The sequence below is a fragment of the Morganella psychrotolerans genome (assembly GCF_001676155.1).
Lineage (GTDB): Bacteria > Pseudomonadota > Gammaproteobacteria > Enterobacterales > Enterobacteriaceae > Morganella > Morganella psychrotolerans.
Window position 1 is genome coordinate 245,538 of sequence record NZ_LZEW01000023.1, and the last position, 23,784, is coordinate 269,321.

A 23,784-nucleotide genomic window follows, 5' to 3' on the forward strand; every position below is an offset into this window, starting at 1 on the left:
GCTACATGACAGGTTTCAGGCGGGCGACAAAGTGACGCAGAACCGGGGGTTCATAAGTGAATGTCAGCCCTTTGATCGCCGATGCGTTATCCATCAGGCGAATAAATGCATCTGCAATATAGTCCATATGATCGTTGGTATACACACGACGGGGAATAGTCAGACGCAGTAACTCCATCGGAGACGGTTTCTGAATGCCGGTTTCAGGATCACGCCCTAACAGCAGCGAGCCGATTTCCACGCCGCGTATGCCGGACTCCAGGTACAGTGCGTTATTCAGGGCATGCGCCGGGAACTGATCGCCCGGAATATGCGGCAGCATTTTTTTCGCATCGACAAATACCGCGTGTCCGCCGACCGGGAACTGGATCGGAATACCGGCTTCGCGCAGGCGCTCACCCAGATATTCAACCTGAGAAATCCGGTAGCGGAGATAATCTTCATCCATCCCCTCTTCCAGCCCGATTGCCAGCGCTTCCATATCACGTCCGGCCAGACCGCCGTATGTCACAAAGCCTTCCATCGGCACACAACGGATGCGCACTTCATTAAACAGGTCTTCATCATCACGGAAGCAACACAGCCCGCCGATATTAACGAGAGAATCTTTTTTCGCCGACATTGTCAGCATATCGCCGTATTTATACATCTCTTTGACGATTTCTTTGACGGTTTTGTCTGCATACCCTTTTTCGCGCTGTTTAATAAACCAGGCGTTTTCACAGAAACGGGCGGAATCGATAACCACCGGGATATCATGTTTCTTCGCGATGTCGTACACCGCTTTCATATTGGCGAGCGAAACCGGCTGTCCGCCGGAGCTGTTACAGGTCACCGTAGTGATAATAGCGGCCACGTTTTTCGCGCCGTGCTCTGCAATCGCAGCATTGAGAAGATCTAAATCAAAATCCCCTTTCCAGTCATAATACGTCGTGGTATCAAAAGCTTTCGGTGTCACGACGTTAATCGCTTTTGCGCCGTTCAGCTCTACGTGAGCTGCCGTTGTATCAAAGTGGAAATTTGAGATAAAGACCGGTTTATCCGCCCCGGTTTTACGGCGGCGGGCGATCAGTGACGGGAACAGAATCTGCTCAGCGCCGCGTCCCTGGTGAGTCGGAATAGTAAACGGATAACCAATCAACTTTTTCACCTGATCACACAGATGATAATAGTTACGGGAACCGGCATACGCCTCATCCCCCATCATCAGACCCGCCCACTGGCGATCACTCATTGCACCGGTACCTGAGTCTGTCAGCAGATCGATAAAAACCACATCCCCGGGTAATAAAAACGGGTTATATCCGGCCTCCTTCAGCGCAACGTCGCGCTCATTACGGGTGGTCATACGGATATTTTCTACCATTTTAATACGGAACGGCTCAGGAATACGTTTCATTATTTAATTCTCCGTCAGGCAGCTGTTTATTATTCCGCCCCTGTTTTATTAAAAATAAAATACAGGAGATACAGAAACAGCCACGGTATTTATTCGTGTGTTTTTTTAATTATTCATTATAATAAATACGCGAAAGGAAAATTAGTTCGGGAAGAAGTTGGAGATACGATGATCAATATTGAACCACGCCTGTGCATGACAGGCATCAGTAAGACGACTTTGAATGGATAAGAAATTCATACACAAGCCCCCTGCAGTGGATAAGTAATGCACAAAATTACATTGAATAATCCTTTTGTCCATGATGAATGTCTCATAATTAATATATGAAATGATTAAATAAATGATATTATTTCCATCTAAAACCAATACCATTAGCAAATTTAATCAATTGCAGCTGTTATTGCAATTCTCCGTTCTTGTTCTGTATTTAACGCTATTCTGTGAGTGGTGCGGTTTCATTAATCGCCACTCACTTTATTGTGTATTTTTATATCCGGAAAAGAAAGAAGACCCGATAACACTGTGCATATAACAGTTAAGTTAATTATCTGTTTCCGGGAAAATAAAAAAAAGTGGCTTTCACCACTTTTTTATTTTTATTCTGTGACATCGATAGATACTCAGAATAGTTACACCAGTTTATGGATCCAGCTATTCACATCACCAGCCAGAAAATTCACCGGCGGAATTTCAATCACACTGTAAGCCCCCGGCTGCTGGCGACATGCAGCACGCGCAGCAGACACCATAAACTGAGAGGTTAATGCCGGGTTATTAATACGCATTGTATATTCAAATAACTGATTATGCGTTTTGCCGGACACACCTTTGTGGATCATCGACACGCCGTGTCCGACATCTTTCAGTGCATCAACACTGTCAACCTGACGGACGTGAGTTTCATCAGAAGAAAAGTAACTGTCTGCTTTAAGTGCTGCCGTGACGGTGTCGATATCATAACCTTCTGATAACTCAACATACACCATACGGCGGTGAACCCCGGTGCCCATCGGAATGGTCATGGAGAGCGCGTCTTTTACACCCGGGATAGCTTTAGCCGCCACACTGTGCCCCATGCTCATACCCGGTCCGAAATTGGTGTACGTCAGCCCTTTCGGTGCCATCGCCTGCATCAGTGTGCGGACAATCGAGTCAGATCCGGGATCCCATCCGGCGGAGATAATCGCCGTGCTCTTTCCTGCACAGGCAATCGGATCAAGATATTGTTTCAGCGACACAATTTCACTGTGGACATCAAAACTGTCCACCGTATTAATGCCCAGCGCCAATATTTCTGCGGCAACCACACGGATAGCCCTGGTCGGCGAACACAGCAACGCCACATCCACCTGTCCGAGTTCGCGGATATCCGCCACGACCGGATACGCAATCTGTGCATCAGAAGCAGACGGATTACGGCGGACAACACCGGCTATTTCAAAATCATCAGCGGCTTCCAGAGCCTCAATCGCATACTGACCAATATTGCCGTAACCGACGACGGCTGCACGTATTTTTTTCACGGGATTCTCTCTGTTACTATTGATTATTAACTCCAGCAAATCACACTTATTTATGAAAGGAAATACTGATTTCTTAAATATACCCTTATTCATTCAAACTGCAGGTTCGTTGGCCGCACTCAGATAGCCAGGTCACATACTGATGTATGCTCCCCATCTATCTTCCTTTGCCGCCTGCCTGCATCCTGAATGACGTTGGGTATAGTTATGAAAAAAATGTTTTATTTTTCACCTTTCGCTATTCTTAGCAATATTATCCTGGTAAAATCCGCCTCCCCGGATCCCATCACGGAAGAAAATCACTCACAACAAGAAGGTTGTCATGCATCAGTCTGATGTTACAGAGCGCGGGCTCTTTTCATTAAGTTGGCCGATTTTTATCGACCTGTTATTACACTTTTCCACTTTCCTGATTAATACCTGGATGGTCAGCCACGTCTCGTCAAAATATCTGGCGGCAATGGCAGTCGGTAATCAGGCATTTGACCTGTTTATTACTATTTTTAACTTTATCAGTGTCGGATGCAGTGTGGTAATCGCCCAGTACATCGGTGCAGGAAGGCGCGATAAAGCCAGCCAGGCGATTCATATTTCCATTGCATTCAATTTGTTACTCGGATTAGTGTCCGCCGGGTTTACCATCGTTTTCGGCTATAAAATTCTGGAACTGATGAATACGCCGGCGCATCTGATGGAAGATGCCTTTAACTATCTGCATATTCTGGGAATTTGCTTAATTCCGGAAGCAATTACCATTATTCTTGCCGCCTGTCTGCGCGTATACGGCAAAGCCAAGCCCGCCATGTATGTGACTCTCGTTGCCAACGTTGTGACCGTCATCGGGAACTGTATTGTACTGTATGGCTTGTTCGGACTGCCGGAGTACGGGCTGGTCGGCGTGGCATGGTCAACTGTCGCCGGACGTCTGATAGCGGTTGCACTGCTGTGCGCCCTGCTCTTTTATGGCCTGCGGATCAAATTTGTGCCGCGCATGTTGTTTCACTGGTCTAAAAATATGCTGCGCCAGATCCTGCATGTCGGTCTGCCGTCTGCCGGTGAAAACCTGGTCTGGATGCTGCATTATATGGTTGCCATCGCCTTTATCGGGCTGATGGGCGAAACCGCGCTGGCCGCACAGACAATCTACTTCCAGTTATCATTATTTATTATGCTGTTCGGAATAACCATCAGTATCGGTAATGAGATTATTGTCGGGCACCTCGTTGGTGCAAAACGCTTTGAGGATGCCTATCAGCGCGGAATGAAAAGCCTGAAAACCGGGTTTTTCAGCACCATTCCTATCGTCTTTTTGTTCTGGCTGTTCCGCGACCATCTGGCATACGGGCTGAGTGATGATCAATCCGTCATCAAACTGCTGCTGCCGCTGTTCCTGCTCTCTGTCTTTTTAGAGCCCGGACGCACCCTGAATATCATCATGGTCAATGCCCTGCGTGCCGCAGGCGATGCCCGCTTCCCGCTCTGTACTGCCCTTATCTTTATGTGGGGCGTTGCACTGCCGGTAGGTTACGTGCTGGGGATCAAACTGGAAATGGGTATTCTCGGTATCTGGATGGGTTTTCTGTGTGATGAGTGGCTGCGCGGGCTGGTTAATACCTGGCGCTGGCGCTCGAAAAGATGGCAGTCAAAACGTCTTGATCTTGAAAGCTGATCAGTTCTGTTATTTCCCTCCGGTTTATACTGATCCGGAGGGGAATATCCCTCTGTTTATTCTGCCCTTCCCTGAATCACACAATAAACATTCCGAAAAATAAATATTAATAACAAATCAGCTATTACCACAGAAATATAAAATAAATAATACTATTAATTATCAACACATTAATTTCATTCCCTTTTCCTCTCCTCATTACTCAATGCAATATTACTTATTTATATTTGATAAAACACATCTCAGTGAGAAAAATCAGGAAAAATAAACAGGTCGGATATCCGAACCGGTGAAATATGTGTTAAACAATAAGGGGCATATAAAAATTGCCCAATTAAATACATCAATAAAATAAACAAAAACACACACATACCCAACGTCATTCAAGATGCAGGCAGGCGGCAAGGGAAGATAGACGGGGAGCATACATCAGTATGTGACCTGGCTAGCTGAGCGAAGCCAACGAACCTGCAGTTTGAATGAATAAGGGTATACATCACATTACGCAGCCGGAGAATAACAATAATGAACATCGTTGACCGCTTTATTGCCTACACAAAAATTAATACAACGACAGACAGGGAAAAAGGCGCAGCGGGTATTATGCCGTCTTCTGAGGGCCAGCGCGTACTGGCAAAGCAATTAGTGCAGGAACTGGAAGGGCTGGGACTCACCGACATCAAACTGCGTGATACTGCTATTGTCACTGCAACACTGCCGTCAAATCTGGATTATGACGTGCCTGCGGTCGCGTTTTTCGGACATCTGGATACCAGTGCAGAACAAACTAATGATACACACGCACAAATTTTGCCGTATACCGGTGATGATATCTGCATGAATAAAGAGCTGGGTATTTATCTGCGTAAAAGTGAATTCCCGGAACTGGCGGATTATCTGGGCGACGATATTATTGTGACCGACGGCACCAGTCTGCTTGGCGCAGATGATAAAGCCGCCATTGCATCCATTATGGACATGCTTCAATACTTTAAACAGAATCCTCAGATAAAACACGGTACAGTAAAAGTCGGCTTTGTTCCAGATGAAGAACAAGGTCTGCGCGGTGCGAAAGTGTTTGATGTTAAAGAGTTCGGTGCCGATTTTGCGTATACCCTCGACTGCTGCGGTATCGGCGAACTGGTATATGAAAACTGGAATGCCGGTGATGCTGAAATCGTTTTCACCGGAAAGTCCGCACACCCGATGTCCGCAAAAGGCAAACTGAAGAATTCACTGCTGATGGCGCATAAATTCATTGCTATGCTGCCGGGCGGCGAAGCACCTGAGTATACAGAAGGTCGTGAGGGTTATTACTGGGTAAAACAACTATCCGGAAACAGCGCGCGTACCGTACTGAAAATGGATGTGCGTGACTTTACCGAAACCGGTTATCAGAGCCGGATGGCCTTTCTGAAACAGTTAGCTGAGCAGTGTGATGCACTCTGGGGTGAAGGCAGTGTGGCGATTTCACTGGCTGATCGCTATTCCAATGTATTCAACAGCCTGCAGGGCGAAAATGGTTATCCTGTGGATATTGCCAAAGCGGCTTACCGCGCCTGCGGTATTGAGCCGAAAGTTATCCCGATGCGCGGTGGTTACGATGGCGCAGCGCTGTCACAAAATGGTCTGCCGTGCCCGAATATTTTTACCGGCGCTCATAACTTCCATTCAATTTATGAATACCTGCCGGTAAAATCACTGTATGCCGCAAGCGATGTACTGAAAAACGTCGTGACACTGACCGCTTCCCGCTTTAAGCCGGGGGTCTGAGTATGCTCCCGATTCTGGCTGTTCTTGTCGTCATTATCCTTGTTGCCCGTTTTATCCTGAAGGGTTACAAAGCCGAGCCGGTATTGTTTATCGCCGGTCTGGCACTGATGAGCTGCACGCTGCTTTTTGGCTGGGGCTCGATTTTACCGAAAAACCTTGCCACAACCGGGATAACCTGGCTTGATCCGTTTGAAGTAATGCGTGATCTCTTCAGCAGCCGTGCCGCCGATCTTGGTCTGATGATCATGGCGCTGATGGGCTTTGCTCACTATATGGATCATATCGGTGCCAATGACGCGGTGGTCAATGTTGCCACTAAGCCGCTGAAAAACATGCGTTCGCCTTATGTACTGCTGTTTTTCTCCTTCCTGCTCGCCAGTATTCTGCAACTGGCTATCCCGTCCGCGACCGGGCTTGCCGTTCTGCTGATGGGAACCATGTTCCCGATTATGATCGGGCTGGGATTATCACCGGCATCTGCCGCCGGGGTTATCGCCACATCACTGGGTGTGGCATATACCCCGACGGCGATTGATGCAATCCGCGGGGCAAAAGCCGTGGATATGTCAGTCGTTGATTATGTGCTTTATTACCAGGGACCTGCTGCTCTCGCCACGGTTCTGGCTGTCGGGGTAACCCATATCTTCTGGCAGCGCCACTGTGACCGCAAACAGGGATTTATTCCTGAAATCGGCAAATCCGTTATTGCTCATGAGAAGGAAAAAACCAAAAGTGTGCCGGGTTATTACGCCCTGCTGCCGATGCTGCCGATTATCATGGCGGTGGGAACATCAAACCTGTTTTTTGAAGGTATTCATCTTGATGTGGTGACCATCGTTCTGATCGCGATGGCCATTTGTATGGTGGTTGAAACACTGAGGGTGCGTAATTTCAAAGCGGTCTGTAACGGATTCCAGCATTTCCTTAACGGGATGGGACATGCCTTCAGTAATGTTGTCGGGCTGCTGGTTGCCGCCGGGGTATTTGCCCATGGTATCAAAGTCAGCGGAGCGATTGATCACCTGATTGTGATGGCGGAATCCGTCGGTTTACCGCCATTTGCCATGGCGCTGGTATTTGCACTGATCACACTGGCTGCCGCTATTATTATGGGTTCAGGTAATGCGCCGTTCCTCGCCTTTGTTGAGCTTATTCCGCAAATCGCACACAGCATGGGAGCAAGTGCAGTTGCGATGATCCTGCCGATGCAGCAGGCGTCTCATATGGGTCGTGGTATGTCTCCGGTTTCCGGAGTCATCATTGCCGTGTCCAGCGGTGCAAAACTCCAGCCGTTTGATGTCGTTAAACGCACAGCCATTCCGCTGATGGTCGGGTTTGTCATTCACTGTACGATTATCGGTCTTTTCTATTGAGTATTGCGGGGCAGCCCGGCGCTGTCCCGTTTTTTGTGTGATCCGCCCCACCGGTAATCGGTTACGAGCTGCTCTATTTTAAAAAAATCAGATTATCTGGTTAATAACACTGAAATGATTCATAAAAAAAACAAAAATAAAGTGATATATTCCAAAAAAACCATTTTATTCATAGCTATTCGTGATATGCATCACAGGGGAATATCACACTTTTTATTTTGTGCATAACCAAATGCCGCCCGATCACATTCATTAATTCTTTTAAATCAAATAATTAGTATGGCCAGCCTGTGGTTTTTTGCTGTGGTCTGATTTTTTGCTCCCTTTACCCCTTTTTACCCTATTTTTTATTATCCGGAGAAAGATTTTCTCCCGATTCTGAAAATACCCCTGAACTTTGAAAGGATTTTTCTGCTTCCCTTTCGTTACACTGTGCAGCATAACGGATTAGCGTACTGAGGCTGAAAAATGGCAACACACCACACCCCTTCCCAATGGAATAATTTTGTCACGGTACTGCGTCAGTCAGTAAAACCGGCGACCGGTTGTACCGAACCTATTTCGCTGGCACTGGCAGCAGCGAAAGCCGCGGCCTGTCTGAGCAGCGCGCCGACACAAATCCGCTGCTTTGTTTCACCTAACCTGATGAAAAACGGGTTGGGCGTAACGGTTCCGGGAACAGGCATGACCGGCTTACCCGTTGCCGCAGCCCTCGGGGCTATCGGCGGTCAGCCGGATGCCGGACTGAATGTTCTGTGCGGCGTGACACCGGATGATATTGCGGCAGGAAAAGCCTTTCTCGCATCCGGCGCAGTATCAGTGGAAATCAAAGCGCCCTGCAGCCATGTACTCTACTCCGAAGCAACCGTATACAGCGGTGATGAGCAGGCAACCGCCATTATTTGCGGCGATCACACGCATGTCACTGAAATTAGTCACAATGGTAACGTCATTTATCAGGATGATGCGGTTGCTCATCAGGGCGGCAGCGATAATCCGTTTGCTGATGCCTGCGCGCAGGATATCTATGATTTCGCCACACAAGCCCCCGTCGCGATGCTCAATTTTATGCGTGAGGCTGCCGTTCTGAATGACGCGCTCGCCCGTGAAGGCATGACAAACCCGTACGGATTACAAATCGGGCGTACGCTGGAAAAGCAACGCAACCGCGGGCTGCTGGCAAAAGATTTACTGTCCGACATTATGATCCGCACCTCATCAGCCTCTGATGCACGTATGGGCGGCGCGCAATTGCCTGCAATGAGCAACTCAGGCTCCGGTAATCAGGGAATTGCCGCCACACAGCCGGTAGTTGTCGTTGCTGAGTATTTACAGGCGGATGATGAAAAACTTATCCGCGCACTGACATTGTCACATCTGATGGCTATCTATATTCACAGCCAGTTTCCGCCGCTTTCTGCGTTATGCGCGGCAACAACCGCCTCAATGGGCGCGGCTGCCGGTATCGCCTGGTTATTTGAAGGAAAATATGAGCCGGTTGCGATGGCAATCAGCAGTATGATCGGCGATATCAGCGGGATTATCTGTGATGGTGCATCCAACAGTTGTGCGATGAAAGTCTCCAGTGGCGTCAGCGCCGCCTACAAAGCAGTGTTGATGGCAATGGACAGACAATGTGTCGGTGGTAACGACGGCATCGTCTGCGCAGATGTGGATGGCTCTATTGCGAATTTATGTGCGCTGGCAAGCCTTTCAATGCAGCACACTGATGTACAGATTATCGAAATCATGGCAAACAAGGCAAAATCAGTCTGATTTTTCCGGGTTTAGCTTTTGAGGAAGCCCCCTTTCCTTAACCGGCCATAACGGCCGGTTTTTTCATTTTTTAAAATGCGCCAATAATAAAATATTGCTGTATGTCGTCTGCCGAAAACATTATTAATTAGTTTTTTTTTATTAAATTAAAATCCCGTAATGCAACATAGGGATCCCAAAACTCGCGGGCTACTGAAATTTGTCCTTTCTCTATTTTTACTGTCGCAATAAATTTCTGACGATAATCCGCCCCCGTCTGCCGTAATTTTCCGCGACTGGTATATTCAAATGTATAAAGCCCTGGTTCTTTTGCCGGAATAATTACCCATGTTTCCGGCGCTGAATATTTTAATTTTCCGAGATACTGACTCATATTCGTAAAATAACGGGTTATTTCTTTCCTGTTTCGGGATACTGAAGAAAACAGAACAGGAAAATCATATTCAGGTGCATAAGGTAATTCAAACCGTCCGTCTTTAGTAAAGTATTTTTCAACGTTATCAGGGAATTCCGACCATCCCTCCAGGCTGCGCCAGTAGAACTCGGCAGCATCACGGTCAGAGTATCCCTGTTGCAGATAATAGTAACCTTCTCTTTCCTGAATATAATCCTCATTACCTGGTCCGGCAAATGCCGCCGAAGAAAGACAAAGTAACCATACTGCATGGTATTTTATTTTCACTATAATCACCTGTTTATTGAAATTACATTTTTACAATGGCTTTAATAAATTTCCGGCGGCATTAATACCCGCTATTCCGTCGGATTAATACTTACTGCAGACATTTTTATCCGGATCGGAATATCTGCTATGTACGGCAAATCACCAATGTGCTCAGCAATGACCGCATTCACATCAACATCCATTCTGTGAATACCAAGTACCAATTGATTAACTGAGAGTATAAATACTAAGGGACATACTTAAAATGGGATAAAATAAGACACAGTGTTACAAAAATAGGGTTAATGTCTGATGAGTGGGTTGGAAGAAGGTCTTGGTGATTTATATTATTTCACACTGGTGGCGCGGCACGGCGGTTATGCAGCAGCAAGCCGGGCAACAGGGATCGCAAAAAATAAGCTGAGCCGGCGGGTCACCGCCCTGGAAGAACGCTTAAATGTGCGCCTGCTGCAACGCACAAACCGGAATGTCACACTGACCGAAACAGGACACCGGCTTATGGCACACGGATTAGCTGTACTTTCCGAAGTTGAGGCTGCCCAGGAGATGATTACCAACAGCTTGTCGGAACCCTCCGGACTGGTCAGAATCAGCTGCCCGTCACTGGCAAGCCGTTTATTACTGGCTGAATGTATTGCCGAATGCATGAAGCAATATCCGAAGATAAATATTCAGTTATTAGCAACGGATAAGCGCTGTGATCCTATTACTGAAAAAATAGATATTGCTATCCGGCTAAGGGAAAGAAAGAACATGGAAAAGGGTTTTATAGCGCGGGAACTGGGGAAAAGTATCAGGATCCTCGTTGCAACACCGGAGTACCTCGAAAGAAAAGGTCATCCTGTCACCCTGACGGATTTAGCCGGTCACGCCTTATTAAGCCTGATAGATAATGAACATGAACAAATATGGGAGTTTATTGATAAGGAAGAGAATACGGCAACATTATCAGCAGATCCTCATCTGTCCTGCAGTGAATGGGACATAGTACAAACTGCATTATTTTCTCACCAGGGGATCGCACTGTTGCCTGATATGATCTGTGGTGACGCACTGCACTCCGGTAAGCTTATCCGGGTACTTCCCCGGTGGAGCCGGCATCCGTTGATTGTACATATGGTCTTTCCCACGCGGCGGGGAATGCTGCCCGCCGTCCGTGTTTTCATTGATTTTCTGGCGGCCCGCCTGCCTGCGATGTTGGCAGTCACACCCGGATGAACCGGCAGTCATCAGCGGGCATAACAAACCGTACCGCTGATGCCATACAAACAGATACCAGTGTCATTTTCCGGGCATTATTTTACGCCGTCAGGGTCGCAAATGCATTACGGATTTCCTGCTCCGGCAGTTGCATTCCGATAAAAATCAGCACGCTCTGTTTGGTATCACTTTCCCGCCATTCGCGGTCAAAATCCGCACTATACAGGCGCTGAACACCCTGGAATAATAAGCGGCGCGGCTCATTTTCAATCCACAGCAGCCCTTTGTAACGCAACAGATTATCTGCATAACTGAGCAGCAATGTCTCCATTGCACGGGAAATAGCACTGATTTCAACGGGCTTGTCCATGGTTATCACCAGAGACTGAATGTCATTTTGCTGCTTAGGAGCAAAGCGGAATACCGGCTGACTGACAGCAACATTGTCATCCAGCATAAAACCGCCCACGTTAAACAACAGATCCGGGCTGATATCACCGTTCAGCACTTTATGGATCGGCGCTTTGGCATTAATACGCTGTAAGCGGGTGATAAGTGCTTCATTATCAGGATTAACATCCGTTTTGGTCAGCAGAATGCGATCCGCATAGCCAATCTGTGCCTGCGCGATAGTAAACTGATCCAGTTGCTGCGGCGCATGAACCGCATCCACCAGCGTGATAATACCGTCCAGAACATAACGCTCACACAGCTTTTCATTGGAGAAAAAAGTTTGTGTAATCGGACCGGGATCGGCCATGCCTGTGCATTCAATCACCAGGCGGTCAAAATCAATATTGCCTTTATCCAGGTTATCACACAGGTCAAGCAGTGCATCTTCCAGCTCATCTGAACGGCTGCAACAAATACAGCCATTGCTCAGGGTTTTTATTTGTGTAGCGCGATCGCCGATAATTTCATTATCAATCGGCACTTCACCAAATTCATTTTCAATCACTGCAATTTTTTGCCCGTGATCTTCATGCAGGATATGGCGCAGCAGCGTCGTTTTTCCGGCGCCCAGAAAACCGGTCAGAATAGTCACAGAAATAGGTTGCATCATCAGATCCTTCTTACTGACAGACAGGAATACAGAGTAACAAATAATAGCGCAGATAAAAAACATCCCCCGTACAATGTGACTCACATCATGCGGGGGACGGGATTACTCAGCAGTAAAACATCGGCTGTAAAACATGCTGTTATCAGTGTGAAGAGACGGTTTTAATCCCTTCTTCCGGCACTGCCACATACGGTGTTTCGCAGTCTGTACGTTCCGGGTTTTTACGCGCATTCATCGCGGTGCGGACACCGTAGAAAATGATGCTGTAAACAACGACCAGGAAGATAATACTCAGACCGGCGTTGGTGTAGTTATTCACCACGATGTGCTGCATGTTCGCAATCTGGTCAGGAGTTAAATCCGTCCCTTCTGCGATACGGCGTTTGTATTCATTCGCCAGCCAGAAGAAACCTTCCAGTTGCGGATTGTCACTGAACAATTTCAGACCTAACGCCCATGTTGTACAAATAAGTAACCACACCGCAGGGATGGTTGTCACCCAGATATACCTGGTACGCTTCATTTTAATCAGAACAACAGTGGCAAGGACTAACGCGACAGCGGCGAGCATCTGGTTGGAGATACCGAACAGCGGCCACAGGCTCTTAACACCACCCAGCGGATCGACCACGCCCTGGTATAACAGATAGCCCCACAGACCCACGCAACCCGCTGTACCTATGATACCGGCAACCAGAGAATCGGTTTTTTTCAGGAACGGAACAAAGTTACCCAGCAGATCCTGCAACATAAAGCGGCCGGAGCGTGTACCTGCATCCAGAGCAGTCAGGATAAACATCGCTTCAAACAGGATCCCGAAGTGATACCAGAAGCCCATATTGGCAGCAGGAATGATTTGGTGGAAGACATGCGCGATACCCACAGCCAGTGTCGGCGCACCACCTGCACGGTTCAGCACGGAAGGCTCACCGATATCTTTTGCAGTCTGCAAAATTTCTTCCGGTGTAATCACAAAGCCCCAGGAACTGACAGTCGCCGCAGCATGCACGGTAACATCTTTCAGCTGAGCCATGATCATCGGCGCATCAGCTGTCCCCAGATTATGCAGATCAGGCATAGTGATACCTAATGCTGCCGGCGGGGTGTTCATCGCAAAATAAAGACCCGGTTCGATAATCGATGCGGCAACCAGTGCCATAATCGCCACGAAGGACTCCATCAGCATTGCGCCGTAACCGATATAGCGGGCATCTGTTTCACAGGCCAGCAGTTTCGGCGTAGTACCGGATGCAATCAGTGCGTGGAAGCCGGAAACAGCACCACAGGCAATGGTAATAAACAGGAACGGGAACAGCGCCCCTTTCCAGACCGGACCAGTACCGTCAACGAACTGTGTCATGGCAGGCATTTTCAGATCCGGATTCAGGATCACAATACCCACAGCCAGACCGACGATAACCCCGATTTTCAGGAAAGTTGCCAGATAGTCACGCGGTGCCAGAATCAGCCAGACCGGCAGCAGTGCGGAAACAAACGCATAGCCAATCAGAGCATAGGTGATAGTGGTATCTTTAAAGGTCAGCGCCGGACCCCAGTACGGGTCAGCCGCGATCACGCCACCGAACCAGATAGCAGCGATCAGTAAAATCACCCCCATAACGGAGATTTCACCAATGCGTCCCGGCCGGATATACCGCATGTAGATCCCCATAAACAGGGCAATCGGCACAGTGGATACGACAGTAAACACACCCCACGGACTTTCTGCCAGCGCTTTAACCACAATCAGTGCCAGCACCGCAAGGATGATGATCATGATGAGGAAGCAGCCGAAAAGTGCAATAGTCCCGGGAACGGTGCCCATCTCTTCTTTAATGATTTCACCAAGAGAAGCACCATTACGGCGTGAGGAGATAAACAGCACCATAAAGTCCTGTACCGCACCCGCCAGTACCACACCCGCCAGCAGCCAGAGTGTGCCCGGCAGATACCCCATCTGCGCGGCAAGTACCGGTCCGACTAACGGACCTGCCCCTGCGATCGCGGCAAAGTGGTGACCAAACAGAACGTTACGGTTAGTCGGAACATAGTTCAGACCATCATTATTAATAACCGCCGGTGTTGACCGGGTCGGATCGAGTTTCATGACCTTTGTTGCGATATACAGGCTGTAGTAGCGATAAGCCACCAGATAGACTGATACCGATGCAGCAATGATCCATAATGCACTGACGTGCTCGCCACGGCGTAATGCAACTACGCCGAGACAGGAAGCACCAATTATCCCTAATATTACCCAGGGAATGTGCTTAAATAAGCGATTAGAGTTCATAACACACCTTAAGTATGACTGTGATAAGCAATTGACCCGCTTCCGTGCGGAAAAAAGTGTTCCGGCAAAAGAAAATAGAAACTTTCTGCAAGTGTGTTTTATGATAGAAAAATCAAGGCAGGAAACGGGAATTATCCCGTAAGCGGTAATATAGCGGATTAAGCGGTCACAATTTGCTGCCGGGCGGTTTTATACTGTACCAAAGGCACTGAATTCTGTGATCGGGTTAACGTTATGATTTTTAAATTTTTTTGCAATTTTTATCATTTTTTTTTATATACCCAACGTCATTCAAGATGCAGGAAGGCGGCAAGGGAAAACAGATGGAGAGCATACATTAGTATGTGACCCGGCTAGCTGAGTGCGGCCAACGAACCTGCAGTTTGAATGAATAAGGGTATAAAAGTATTATTTTTTACCCAACGAACCTGAAACCGACAGAAGACAGCAACGGATATGACCAAAAAATCTGACTCTCATCACATGCGCCACCCTGCCTGTACCGACAAACACACCCAGCGCGGTATGCTGATACAGCGTTTTCTCCGCCTGCTTACTTTCTGCGTGCTTTTTCTTGCCGGTTTTATGATTTATCAGACCTGGCAGACGCAAAAAAATGAAGCCTATGTTGACGGGCAGATAACCGGATACTCCCGGACAGAAGTGCGTGATACCCGCTCCGGGCAACAACTTGTCGGCTGGCCGCTGATTAAATTTGTCACACCGGATAATAAAATTGTGACATTCACCTCGCCGGATAGCCTGGTCTGTCGGTCAGAATGCCAGACCGGCCCGACCGGTGTTTATTATCAGAAAGATAATCCGGTGAAAGCACAGATTGCGGACTTCGGCGCCCGCTATGGTGAAATAATTGTCTGGGGAGTTATCGCCTTTGTGCTGCTGTGTACCTATATCCTGTACAGTTGGCGTCTGCGTATTCTGATGCGCCGCCGTCACGGCACATTGTAATCGGCACTTTATAATTAAGCATTACCGGCGGGGAGGCGATTCAAACCCGGTAATCAGTCCGTAAGGGTCGATGCGCAGCCAGTAGCCATTGACCCACCAGTGGTGCTCACCATCGCCTTCAGTGCCACACCCCACACCTACCTGCGCCATTCCTCCGCTATACGGATGCGCACAGTCATAAATGGCAGGGATCACTAATTTTCCGGTGACACTGTCAGCAAAGCCGATTTTATCCCCGATTTTGACGCGGTAACGTCCCTCTGACGGATAATCAGGCCCGTTATCAAAATAATAAGGCGCGTAAGGTTCCTGCAAATTTATATCCACAAAATGAAAACTGTAGGTTTTTTTGTCCTGATAGAGACAGACCTGATACGGGTTATCCGGTTTAAAGCACTCATCTGCATCTGACGGAGTTGCTGATTTCGCCTGTACCCATTCACGGGCTTTCACCGCCTGAGCCTCAGAATACGCCGCCGCAGACAACGGCACTGCCGACAAAAGCACCACACTCAGAAACCTGCGCATTATTCTGTTACTCCCCTGTTTTATTATCGTCCGTTATCAATGTTGGTAAATCATCCGGTAAATCATCATAAGATTGTACTTTGTTATGAAACGAAATATAGCCGGATTGATCCTCACAGGGAACATCATCACGCCAGGCGCACTGCTGAGACAGGCGCAGTTCGCTGATCCCCATCCACTGCGCCAGGAACGGCAACATAGAAAGCCCGCTGCGGCGTGACTGAACCGTTTTTTGTTCCGTTGCATCATAGGCAGTCAGAAAGAACGGCACCTGATAATTTTGTTTAAATTCATCAGAATGCACCAGGTTCATTGTATCAAGACCATTGTCCGTCACACGCAGACCATGGTCAGAGAAATAGATCATCGTCCAGTTTACATGGTGCTTATCTGCGTCCGTCGCTATCTCTGACAGAAATTTATCCGTATTCGCAATGCTTTGCACATAGCAGGAGATATTGTCAGACGTAATAAATTTATCAAACTGATTATTGGTTCGTGCACAAGGCTGTGGGTGTGAGCCCATAAGATGAATAACAATCAGCCGCTTACGGTTACCCGACGGTTCTGCGAGGAGACGCAGGATATCCGGACGGAGATTTTCATCCGGTAAATAATCGCGATCCCCCGCATTCCCCTCTTTCAGAAAGACAGTGTTACCCGCCTGTTTTCCTATCATGGCAACCGGAGAATCATATTTGCCGCGCAATCCCTGATTAGAGAGCCAGTATGTTTCAAACCCGGCGCGTTTTGCCAGGGTAATCAGACTGTTATTCAGATCCCGTTTAGTATTTTCATGCAAGGTAAAGGCATTGGTCAGAGAGGGCTGAGTGGCTCCGGCGGCTGAAATGAAATCAGTAAATAATGTGCCGTTTGCCCGGCTCATCCAGGGGGTATTTTCCGCATAAGAAAAACCATACGCCTGCATAAAGTCTTTACGGACGCTTTCACCGATGACCAGAATATAAGTGTCATACTTTCCGGGAACAGTAACGGGTTTCCAGTTATCCGGGATCTGAATTATTTTTGCGAAATGGCTGTTGGATGCCATTACTTCATTATAACTCTGAGCAATATCATAAAAAAAAACGTAATTCAGGCAGACCGGAATCCACAATGCTGAATTCAGAATTCCAGCCTGCTTTAACCACATTTTTGACCGGTGACCAGAACGCCGGAATAAAGAAAAGAGCAAACAACCAGTAGCGTGCCGGTTTTCTGACATTCACCTTTAACCGCATTGCTGCTATTGCACAGCCGAGCAATGCCGCCATAAACAGGTAAATCCGCAGAGATATTCCCATAAAGAACTCGGCAGACTCACGGCTGTTAGTATAAATCAGTGAGCCGATTGAATTCACATCCGGAAAACCGTAATTAATTCCTACCGGCGCATAAAATATACCGGTCAGCGCATAGAGTAATACCACAACCAGATATACCTTGCGGCTCACGGAAGCAATAAAGGCGAAAAATGCCAGCGCATTAAAGACATACACCAGCTTTAGCGGATAACCAAAACTGATATGCAGAAGACAGACAAAAAGAATTAATGATGCCGTAGGCAAAAGTGCTGAGAATCGGATTTTTTTATGCATAACCTGACAGATAATATGGGAAATTTATTCTGGTATTTATTGCGCGGTATTGTTCCATAACCAAAGAATGTGTCAATTCAAAAGTCAGCGCGATATCAGAGCCCTTAATTTTTCGTTGGAAAGAGACTATGACACTATTGTCCGTCATAAATTAATTAATCATTAAAATCCGGCATAATGAATAAAGAAGGACTGATATTATAAAATCAGTTAAAACAGAAACAGCAGAAAAAAATCACTCTACTGTTTCTGCTGTATCAGCAAACAGGATTAACCGGTAACCACCACGGCAGCAGCCGCCTGTTTTGCCACAGATACTGCCTTGTCTGTATCGGATGCCGTTGCCAGCGCAACCCCCATCCGGCGGGAGCCGTCAATTGCCGGTTTGGCGAACAAACGCAACTGAACCGTTCCGTGCAGTGCATTTTCCAGCCCGCTGTAACACACATTATCACTGGTCAGAGAAGGTAAAATAACGGCTGATGCCGCCGGTGCATACTGAATAATATCCCCCGCCGGCAATCCGAGAAATGCCCGCACATGCAGTGCAAATTCAGAGATATTCTGCGAAACCAAGGTCACAAGCCCGGTATCGTGCGGTCGTGGTGAGACTTCATTAAAGATAATATCGTCACCGCGCACAAACAGTTCCACGCCGAACAGACCATAGCCCCCCAGCCCGTTAACAACCGTCTCTGCCACCTGCTGTGCCCGTGCCAGTGTGGTGTCTGACATTGCCTGCGGCTGCCATGACTCACGGTAATCCCCGTTTTCCTGACGATGTCCGACAGGGGCGCAAAAATGCACACCATCAACGGCGCGGACAGTCAGCAGGGTAATTTCATAATCAAACGGGATCATCCGCTCGACAATCACCCGCCCTTTTCCCGCGCGACCGGCATCCTGGGACGCCTGCCAGGCCGCGCTCAGTCCGGCTTCACTGCGGATAACACTCTGTCCTTTACCCGATGAACTCATCACCGGTTTGATAATACAGGGAAAACCAATCTCACCGGCAGCACGGACAAACGCCGCTTCATCATCAACAAACCGGTATTCCGATGTCAGCAAGCCCAGCTCTTCTGCTGCCAGACGGCGGATACCTTCCCGGTTCATTGTCAGCCTCACAGCATTGGCGCACGGAACAACATTCAGCCCTTCCTGCTCCAGGCGGTACAGGGTGTCTGTCGCAATCGCTTCAATTTCCGGTACGACGTAATCCGGTTGCTCTTTACGGATTACAGACTCTAATTCAGCACCATCCAGCATATTGATAACATAACGGCGATGCGCAATATGCATAGCCGGTGCATTATCATAACGGTCAACGGCAATCACTTCGATTCCCAGACGCTGGCACTCAATGGCCACCTCTTTACCTAATTCCCCCGCCCCGAGCAGCATCACCTTTGTTGCTCCCGGACGTAACGCCGTGCCTAAGATTGTCATTACTGTCACCTGTTCAGAAAATACCGGAAAATAGCGGCTTTATTATATACCCAACGTCATTCAAGCTGCAGGCAGGCGGCTATCTGAGTGCAGCCAACGAACCTGTAGTTTGAATGAATAAGGGTATAAACGCAATCGTTTGCTTTAGTCACTTACTAAGCGACCGGGCGGTAAATTAATGTGAATACTTAACGCGGTTTCATGCCCAGACCGATTTTTGCGGTATTTTTCCAATGATGGCAGATAAGTGAGAGGATACAGAACAATAATCCCAGCCAGATAAGTGAGAAACTCACGCCTTTTACCGAATCAAAATGTTCATTAAAGAGGAATACAGCGAGCAGGAACTGAATCGTCGGTTCCAGATATTGTGCCAGCCCGATGGTTGTCAGTGTGGTTGAACGCACGGCGGCGGTAAAAAAGAGCAACGGCAGCAAGGTCACCGGTGCGGTCAGGACAAAGCAGAGGCGGGTAAAATCATCTGCTGTGGCAAATGTGCTTTGCCCGGTGCTTTCCAGCCAGAAATAGAGCACAACCGCGAGCGGAAGCAGCCACAAACTTTCAACCAACAGTGATGTGGTCAGGTCATAGCGGATAAATTTACGGATGAACCCGTAAAATGCAAATGCAGAGCCCATCATAAGCGCCAGCCCGGGCAATCTGCCGTATTGAATCAGCTGATAACCCACCCCGGCACAGACAAATAACAAGGCAATTTTTTCAGCCGGTTTCAGGCGTTCATGTAAAAAAACCACACCGAGCACAATAGAAAACAGCGGCGTAATAAAATAGCCCATGCTGGCTTCAAGCACTAAATCATGTGTCATCGAATAGGTGAAGGTACACCATGACACCGCCATGACACCGGTACTGAAAAAACAGAGAAATAACGAGCGCTTATCTGCCCATACCCCACGAAAACGGGTACGATTTTTCAAGAACACACGGACAAACAGTAATAACGGAATTGACCAGAGAACCCGCTGAGATAATAACTCCAGAGGTTGTACGCCCGGCAAAAGACGATAAAACAGCGGTGTTATTCCCCATAAAAAAATAAGAAAAAAATCGCCAGCATCGCGCCAGATCGTAAAAACATAATTCAGTCAGTCCTGTTCATTATTATCCTGACGTCTATCATACCCCTCTGCTCCGGAAATCCCATGAGCCAGCTCAATTTAAATATCTGCGATAAAGTGGGGAAATGATTACCGGGGCGCGTTTTTTACTATCACAAAAAAGAATTAAATCTGTCAGTGAATTACAGGGGAAATACGTATTTATAATTCACTGCATGACGTTCAAAATATGTTCATGAAAAACAGTCAGTGGATTACGTGCATATAACTACAAAACATCAATTTAACTTGATTTTTTCACTGGTAACGTTAACATAATAAGTATCATTAACAAATCAATTTTGGGTATTATTCCTAATATTGGATGTTAACGTTAACTTAACGTAGTTATAGCTAGATAGATCCCCTGATTTTTTTATACCCTGAAAATCATTATTACTGTTAATGCGTTGATGATAAAAGATAAATAATCATTTAATGTTCATTTTCATGATAATCAGAGTAACAACTCAGACTTCCCCCTCCGGAGATTGACAAATCATCCGTGCGGTAGCTTTGTCCTTAAAAAAATGTGGCTATTTTTTTTTAAATTCAAAAATTTAACGTTAACATTATAAGAACAGTATGATTAATTATCATTATGATACATAAACAGATCATACAGCATAAAAAAAACGTAATTGAAAGTTTTATGTTTAGTTATTCCGTAAGATTGGCTTATTTTTTTACTCAGATTGACAGATAAATCCGCCAGTGAACAAATGAACATCTTATAAACAGCATCCGGACAGATCTCCGCCGGTTAATAAATAAAATTAACCGGAATGCAGTAAAGAAAGTAATATTTTTGAGCTTAACCGGGTTTCAGAGTGAATCCCGGTTCAGAACGCGGCAAGGCACATAAACACGCCCCTGTGACTGGCGTTCTTCAATAAGATGTAATGCAGCTGCTTCACCTAACTGGTAATAAGGTGACTGAATTGTTGTCAGTGGCGGATAAAATAACTCACCGATACCCGCCATATTGTCGAATCCAAGGATACCTATCTGCTGAGGAATGCGTATCCCGCGGGTTAATAAGACCTGGTAGGTGATAAATGCAATGCGGTCATTTCCGCAAATAATGCTGTCGAACATTGGCTTATTATCAGGGCAATACCGTTCAATCAGCGAAATAGCATCGCGGTATTGTGTATCAGGGTGTCTGATATTGTGTTGGATAAGATTATCCGGACATAATTGTGCATCCTGCCAGGCATCCTGAACAGCATCACGGCGGACAGCGGCAGAAACAGACTCTGCGGGCAGCCAGAGACAGAGCGGATGACGGTATCCCTGCGCAATAAGGTATTTAGTTGCATTGTACTGACCATGATAATCGTCCGGAATATAAGCCGGTAATGAATCATCAGATGAATCAAAGCAATTCGTTAATACCAGATTTTTATCCCGTAATAATTCAGGGATTTCGATTTCGCGCAGCTTCATGCTGGTGATAATAATGCCGTCAGGTCTTTGAGACAGTATTTGTCTGGCTGCGTTAGTTAAATCATCTTGTGATGAAACATTGACAACAAAACTGCTCCACCCATATTTTCTGGCGCATTGTTCAACAGAAAGAAGAAGTTCAACAGAAAAAGGGGCCGACGCGGTATCAAAAGCCAGGACGCCGAACCCTGACAGCTTTGTACTCTTTCCCCTGATTTTACGGGCTGATAAATCAGGTACGTAATTCAGAACGTCAATAGCATGCTGAACCTGTTTCAGAGTGTCAGGTTTCAATAACTCAGGATTATTTATCGCTCTCGATACTGTCATCAGAGATACTGATGCCAGCCGGGCAACATCTTTAAGTGATGCCATATTATTATCAGTAGAAAATAAGTGTAAGTTTCTGTAGTAAGAAAGATAAAGAAAAGTATGAGCAATCATTTATAACATATCAGCACTATAACCCCAAGAGTAAATGTAAACATTTGTTTCACAAAAACAGCGTAATGACCTATAATTAAAAGAAATCAGACCAGATATAACACATTGTTTTTTATCTTTAAAATAAGAAAAAACACCATATTATCATCACTTTTATTCAAGACTGCACACTGATTAGGAAATGAAATTTTCTTATCTATTTAAACATTTTATTGAAGTTATCTTGTCTACAATACAGGTAGTGCGTAGATAAACTTAGGTAAATTTAACAACCGTGTATTTTTATCAGCAAATACCTTTTTATTTCAGTATCCTATTTTAATAAAGGAGTTATTTATGGATGCCGTTATTCATTTGATCAACTGTGCGGACCTGCCAAGCAACAATATCAACTTCATGCTCGACGATATGAACTGTGAAGTAAAATCCTACTCATCTGAGCAGGCTTTTCTTAAATACTATGTCAATACACCAAAAGAGCACGCCCGCGAATGTATTATTCTGGAAGTCGGTGAATCTTCAGCAGAAGCATTTTATCTGATTGATGAACTTAAACGCCTGAAAAGTATTATTCCGACGATTGTTATTACCGCATATCCCTCTTTTGAAACCTGCCGCCGTGCCTTCAAAGCCGGTGTACTGGAGTTCTTTAAAAAACCAATTAATTCTGAATTGTTAGTTAATGCAATTCATGATGCATTTGGTCAATATGAAAAAAGCCTTAGTAAATACCATACTTATCAACGGCTAAAAGATAAATTCAGTAAGTTATCCGCACGCGAAAAAGAAGTTATGGATATGATCCTGGATGGAAATACCAGTAAAGAAGCAGCACAGAAACTGTCTCTGTCTCCGCGTACCGTTGAAGTTCATCGTTCTAATATGTATACCAAATTACGTATTAAATCATTACCTCAGCTTGTGCAGGAATACGATTTCTACAAAAATTATTCCGATTCTATCTGATTCAGATTGATATTATTATTTATATTCCGTTATTTATAAGAAAATAACATACCGATGATTTTATATTTTTACTCTTGTCTAATTCACTTAACTGTCTTTGGCATATTTCCGTCAATGTGGGATCAGGTATATCACCCGTGATCCCACCTAAAATTTACTATTTTACTTATTACAACAATTCGTAACGAAATAACATACTAAACGTATTTGCGGTATGTATGCGCTGTTAGTACATACTGTAATAGTGATATAGTCTGAAAAACTAATTTTATGATACCGCTTTTACCTTAAATAAATAAAAACCTAAGATGATAAATTTATATTCAATTACGCATTTTAGTATTTTGTTACAATTTTGACACTTGGCCTTGTTACGCCTGCTGTGCGTAACAAAGGATGGCTGTTTGCCAAATCCCGCCTTCAAACCTTCTGCTTATTTATCATATCAAGATAATATTGCTCTCTTCTGAGAACGTATTCAGTAACTCAATAATGCCGTGTTAATT

General features: G+C 46.2%; 18 protein-coding genes and 1 pseudogene. 7 read left to right on the forward strand and 12 right to left on the reverse strand.

Annotated features, from left to right (window positions below; all coding sequences use genetic code 11):
- Position 1 precedes the first annotated feature (1 nt).
- The 3 genes from tnaA to AYY16_RS14210 form a co-directional block, all read right to left on the reverse strand.
- The gene (gene tnaA / locus AYY16_RS14205; RefSeq protein ID WP_067367897.1) at positions 2 to 1,399 is read right to left on the reverse strand and encodes a tryptophanase; all 1,398 of its coding nucleotides are present in this window, start codon (positions 1,397 to 1,399) and stop codon (positions 2 to 4) included.
- Positions 1,400 to 1,540: 141 nt separating this feature from the next.
- A complete protein-coding gene (tnaC, locus tag AYY16_RS20480; protein WP_074401133.1) occupies positions 1,541 to 1,639 on the reverse strand; it encodes a tryptophanase leader peptide in 99 nt (32 codons plus the stop codon).
- A 392-nt stretch (positions 1,640 to 2,031) separates the two neighbouring features.
- A complete protein-coding gene (locus tag AYY16_RS14210) occupies positions 2,032 to 2,925 on the reverse strand; it encodes a diaminopimelate dehydrogenase (RefSeq protein WP_067367900.1) in 894 nt (297 codons plus the stop codon).
- A gap of 322 nt (positions 2,926 to 3,247) precedes the next feature.
- Here AYY16_RS14210 and AYY16_RS14215 point away from each other — a divergent pair, with 322 nt between their 5' ends.
- The 4 genes from AYY16_RS14215 to AYY16_RS14235 all read left to right on the forward strand — a co-directional run bounded on the left by AYY16_RS14215 (position 3,248) and on the right by AYY16_RS14235 (position 9,516).
- Positions 3,248 to 4,594, forward strand: a complete 1,347-nt coding sequence (locus tag AYY16_RS14215; RefSeq protein WP_067367902.1) for an MATE family efflux transporter — start codon at positions 3,248 to 3,250, stop codon at positions 4,592 to 4,594.
- Positions 4,595 to 5,119: 525 nt separating this feature from the next.
- On the forward strand, positions 5,120 to 6,367 hold the full coding sequence (gene pepT / locus AYY16_RS14220) for a peptidase T (protein WP_067367905.1): 1,248 nt from the start codon (positions 5,120 to 5,122) through the stop codon (positions 6,365 to 6,367).
- A 2-nt stretch (positions 6,368 to 6,369) separates the two neighbouring features.
- A complete protein-coding gene (dcuC, locus tag AYY16_RS14225) occupies positions 6,370 to 7,740 on the forward strand; it encodes a C4-dicarboxylate transporter DcuC (protein ID WP_067367907.1) in 1,371 nt (456 codons plus the stop codon).
- Between the two features lie 468 nt (positions 7,741 to 8,208).
- The gene (locus tag AYY16_RS14235; protein ID WP_067367914.1) at positions 8,209 to 9,516 is read left to right on the forward strand and encodes an L-cysteine desulfidase family protein; all 1,308 of its coding nucleotides are present in this window, start codon (positions 8,209 to 8,211) and stop codon (positions 9,514 to 9,516) included.
- Between the two features lie 127 nt (positions 9,517 to 9,643).
- Here the strand turns inward: AYY16_RS14235 and AYY16_RS14240 are convergent, their stop codons facing one another.
- Entirely contained in the window at positions 9,644 to 10,198 is a 555-nt protein-coding gene (locus AYY16_RS14240) for a nuclear transport factor 2 family protein (RefSeq protein WP_067367916.1), read from the reverse strand.
- 294 nt (positions 10,199 to 10,492) lie between these two features.
- Here AYY16_RS14240 and AYY16_RS14245 point away from each other — a divergent pair, with 294 nt between their 5' ends.
- Positions 10,493 to 11,419 carry a LysR family transcriptional regulator gene (locus AYY16_RS14245; protein ID WP_067367919.1) on the forward strand — a complete coding sequence of 309 codons (927 nt, stop codon included), beginning with the start codon at positions 10,493 to 10,495 and terminating at the stop codon, positions 11,417 to 11,419.
- 82 nt (positions 11,420 to 11,501) lie between these two features.
- Here AYY16_RS14245 and yjiA read toward each other — a convergent pair whose 3' ends face one another.
- Together yjiA and AYY16_RS14255 are read right to left on the reverse strand one after the other, a co-directional pair.
- Positions 11,502 to 12,461 (reverse strand): GTPase, encoded by a 960-nt coding sequence (gene yjiA / locus AYY16_RS14250; protein WP_067368352.1) that lies wholly within the window; start codon positions 12,459 to 12,461, stop codon positions 11,502 to 11,504.
- Positions 12,462 to 12,606: 145 nt separating this feature from the next.
- Positions 12,607 to 14,757 (reverse strand): carbon starvation CstA family protein, encoded by a 2,151-nt coding sequence (locus tag AYY16_RS14255; RefSeq protein ID WP_067367921.1) that lies wholly within the window; start codon positions 14,755 to 14,757, stop codon positions 12,607 to 12,609.
- A gap of 456 nt (positions 14,758 to 15,213) precedes the next feature.
- On the opposite strand from AYY16_RS14255, the gene AYY16_RS14260 reads away from it, so the two are divergent.
- Complete coding sequence (locus tag AYY16_RS14260) at positions 15,214 to 15,726, forward strand: DUF3592 domain-containing protein (protein ID WP_067367924.1); 513 nt, start codon at positions 15,214 to 15,216, stop codon at positions 15,724 to 15,726.
- Positions 15,727 to 15,747: 21 nt separating this feature from the next.
- Here AYY16_RS14260 and AYY16_RS14265 read toward each other — a convergent pair whose 3' ends face one another.
- The 6 genes and pseudogenes from AYY16_RS14265 to AYY16_RS14285 form a co-directional block, all read right to left on the reverse strand.
- Positions 15,748 to 16,254: a WG repeat-containing protein gene (locus AYY16_RS14265; protein WP_067367926.1), complete on the reverse strand. Its 507-nt coding sequence runs from the start codon at positions 16,252 to 16,254 to the stop codon at positions 15,748 to 15,750.
- A 7-nt stretch (positions 16,255 to 16,261) separates the two neighbouring features.
- Positions 16,262 to 17,305, reverse strand: coding sequence for a phosphoethanolamine transferase (locus tag AYY16_RS14270; RefSeq protein WP_235846317.1), 1,044 nt, complete (start codon positions 17,303 to 17,305; stop codon positions 16,262 to 16,264).
- A 25-nt stretch (positions 17,306 to 17,330) separates the two neighbouring features.
- The gene (locus tag AYY16_RS21185) at positions 17,331 to 17,852 is read right to left on the reverse strand and encodes a hypothetical protein (protein WP_235846318.1); all 522 of its coding nucleotides are present in this window, start codon (positions 17,850 to 17,852) and stop codon (positions 17,331 to 17,333) included.
- A 270-nt stretch (positions 17,853 to 18,122) separates the two neighbouring features.
- Entirely contained in the window at positions 18,123 to 19,301 is a 1,179-nt protein-coding gene (gene purT / locus AYY16_RS14275) for a formate-dependent phosphoribosylglycinamide formyltransferase (protein WP_067367927.1), read from the reverse strand.
- A gap of 188 nt (positions 19,302 to 19,489) precedes the next feature.
- Positions 19,490 to 20,400, reverse strand: a pseudogene (gene rarD / locus AYY16_RS14280) (EamA family transporter RarD).
- Positions 20,401 to 21,244: 844 nt separating this feature from the next.
- Positions 21,245 to 22,243, reverse strand: a complete 999-nt coding sequence (locus tag AYY16_RS14285; RefSeq protein ID WP_067367929.1) for a LacI family DNA-binding transcriptional regulator — start codon at positions 22,241 to 22,243, stop codon at positions 21,245 to 21,247.
- A gap of 405 nt (positions 22,244 to 22,648) precedes the next feature.
- On the opposite strand from AYY16_RS14285, the gene AYY16_RS14290 reads away from it, so the two are divergent.
- Complete coding sequence (locus tag AYY16_RS14290) at positions 22,649 to 23,278, forward strand: response regulator transcription factor (protein ID WP_067367930.1); 630 nt, start codon at positions 22,649 to 22,651, stop codon at positions 23,276 to 23,278.
- The last annotated feature ends 506 nt before the right edge of the window (positions 23,279 to 23,784 follow it).

Coding starts and splice junctions, on each gene's coding strand:
- dcuC (WP_067367907.1), top strand. CDS start 6,370: ATGCTCCCGATTCTGGCTGTTCTTGTCGTCATTATCCTTGTTGCCCGT.
- purT (WP_067367927.1), bottom strand. CDS start 19,301: ATGACAATCTTAGGCACGGCGTTACGTCCGGGAGCAACAAAGGTGATG.
- AYY16_RS14290 (WP_067367930.1), top strand. CDS start 22,649: ATGGATGCCGTTATTCATTTGATCAACTGTGCGGACCTGCCAAGCAAC.
- AYY16_RS14265 (WP_067367926.1), bottom strand. CDS start 16,254: ATGCGCAGGTTTCTGAGTGTGGTGCTTTTGTCGGCAGTGCCGTTGTCT.
- AYY16_RS14285 (WP_067367929.1), bottom strand. CDS start 22,243: ATGGCATCACTTAAAGATGTTGCCCGGCTGGCATCAGTATCTCTGATG.
- AYY16_RS14260 (WP_067367924.1), top strand. CDS start 15,214: ATGACCAAAAAATCTGACTCTCATCACATGCGCCACCCTGCCTGTACC.
- tnaC (WP_074401133.1), bottom strand. CDS start 1,639: ATGAATTTCTTATCCATTCAAAGTCGTCTTACTGATGCCTGTCATGCA.
- tnaA (WP_067367897.1), bottom strand. CDS start 1,399: ATGAAACGTATTCCTGAGCCGTTCCGTATTAAAATGGTAGAAAATATC.
- AYY16_RS14255 (WP_067367921.1), bottom strand. CDS start 14,757: ATGAACTCTAATCGCTTATTTAAGCACATTCCCTGGGTAATATTAGGG.
- AYY16_RS14245 (WP_067367919.1), top strand. CDS start 10,493: ATGAGTGGGTTGGAAGAAGGTCTTGGTGATTTATATTATTTCACACTG.
- AYY16_RS14270 (WP_235846317.1), bottom strand. CDS start 17,305: ATGGCATCCAACAGCCATTTCGCAAAAATAATTCAGATCCCGGATAAC.
- AYY16_RS14215 (WP_067367902.1), top strand. CDS start 3,248: ATGCATCAGTCTGATGTTACAGAGCGCGGGCTCTTTTCATTAAGTTGG.
- yjiA (WP_067368352.1), bottom strand. CDS start 12,461: ATGCAACCTATTTCTGTGACTATTCTGACCGGTTTTCTGGGCGCCGGA.
- AYY16_RS21185 (WP_235846318.1), bottom strand. CDS start 17,852: ATGCATAAAAAAATCCGATTCTCAGCACTTTTGCCTACGGCATCATTA.
- pepT (WP_067367905.1), top strand. CDS start 5,120: ATGAACATCGTTGACCGCTTTATTGCCTACACAAAAATTAATACAACG.
- AYY16_RS14235 (WP_067367914.1), top strand. CDS start 8,209: ATGGCAACACACCACACCCCTTCCCAATGGAATAATTTTGTCACGGTA.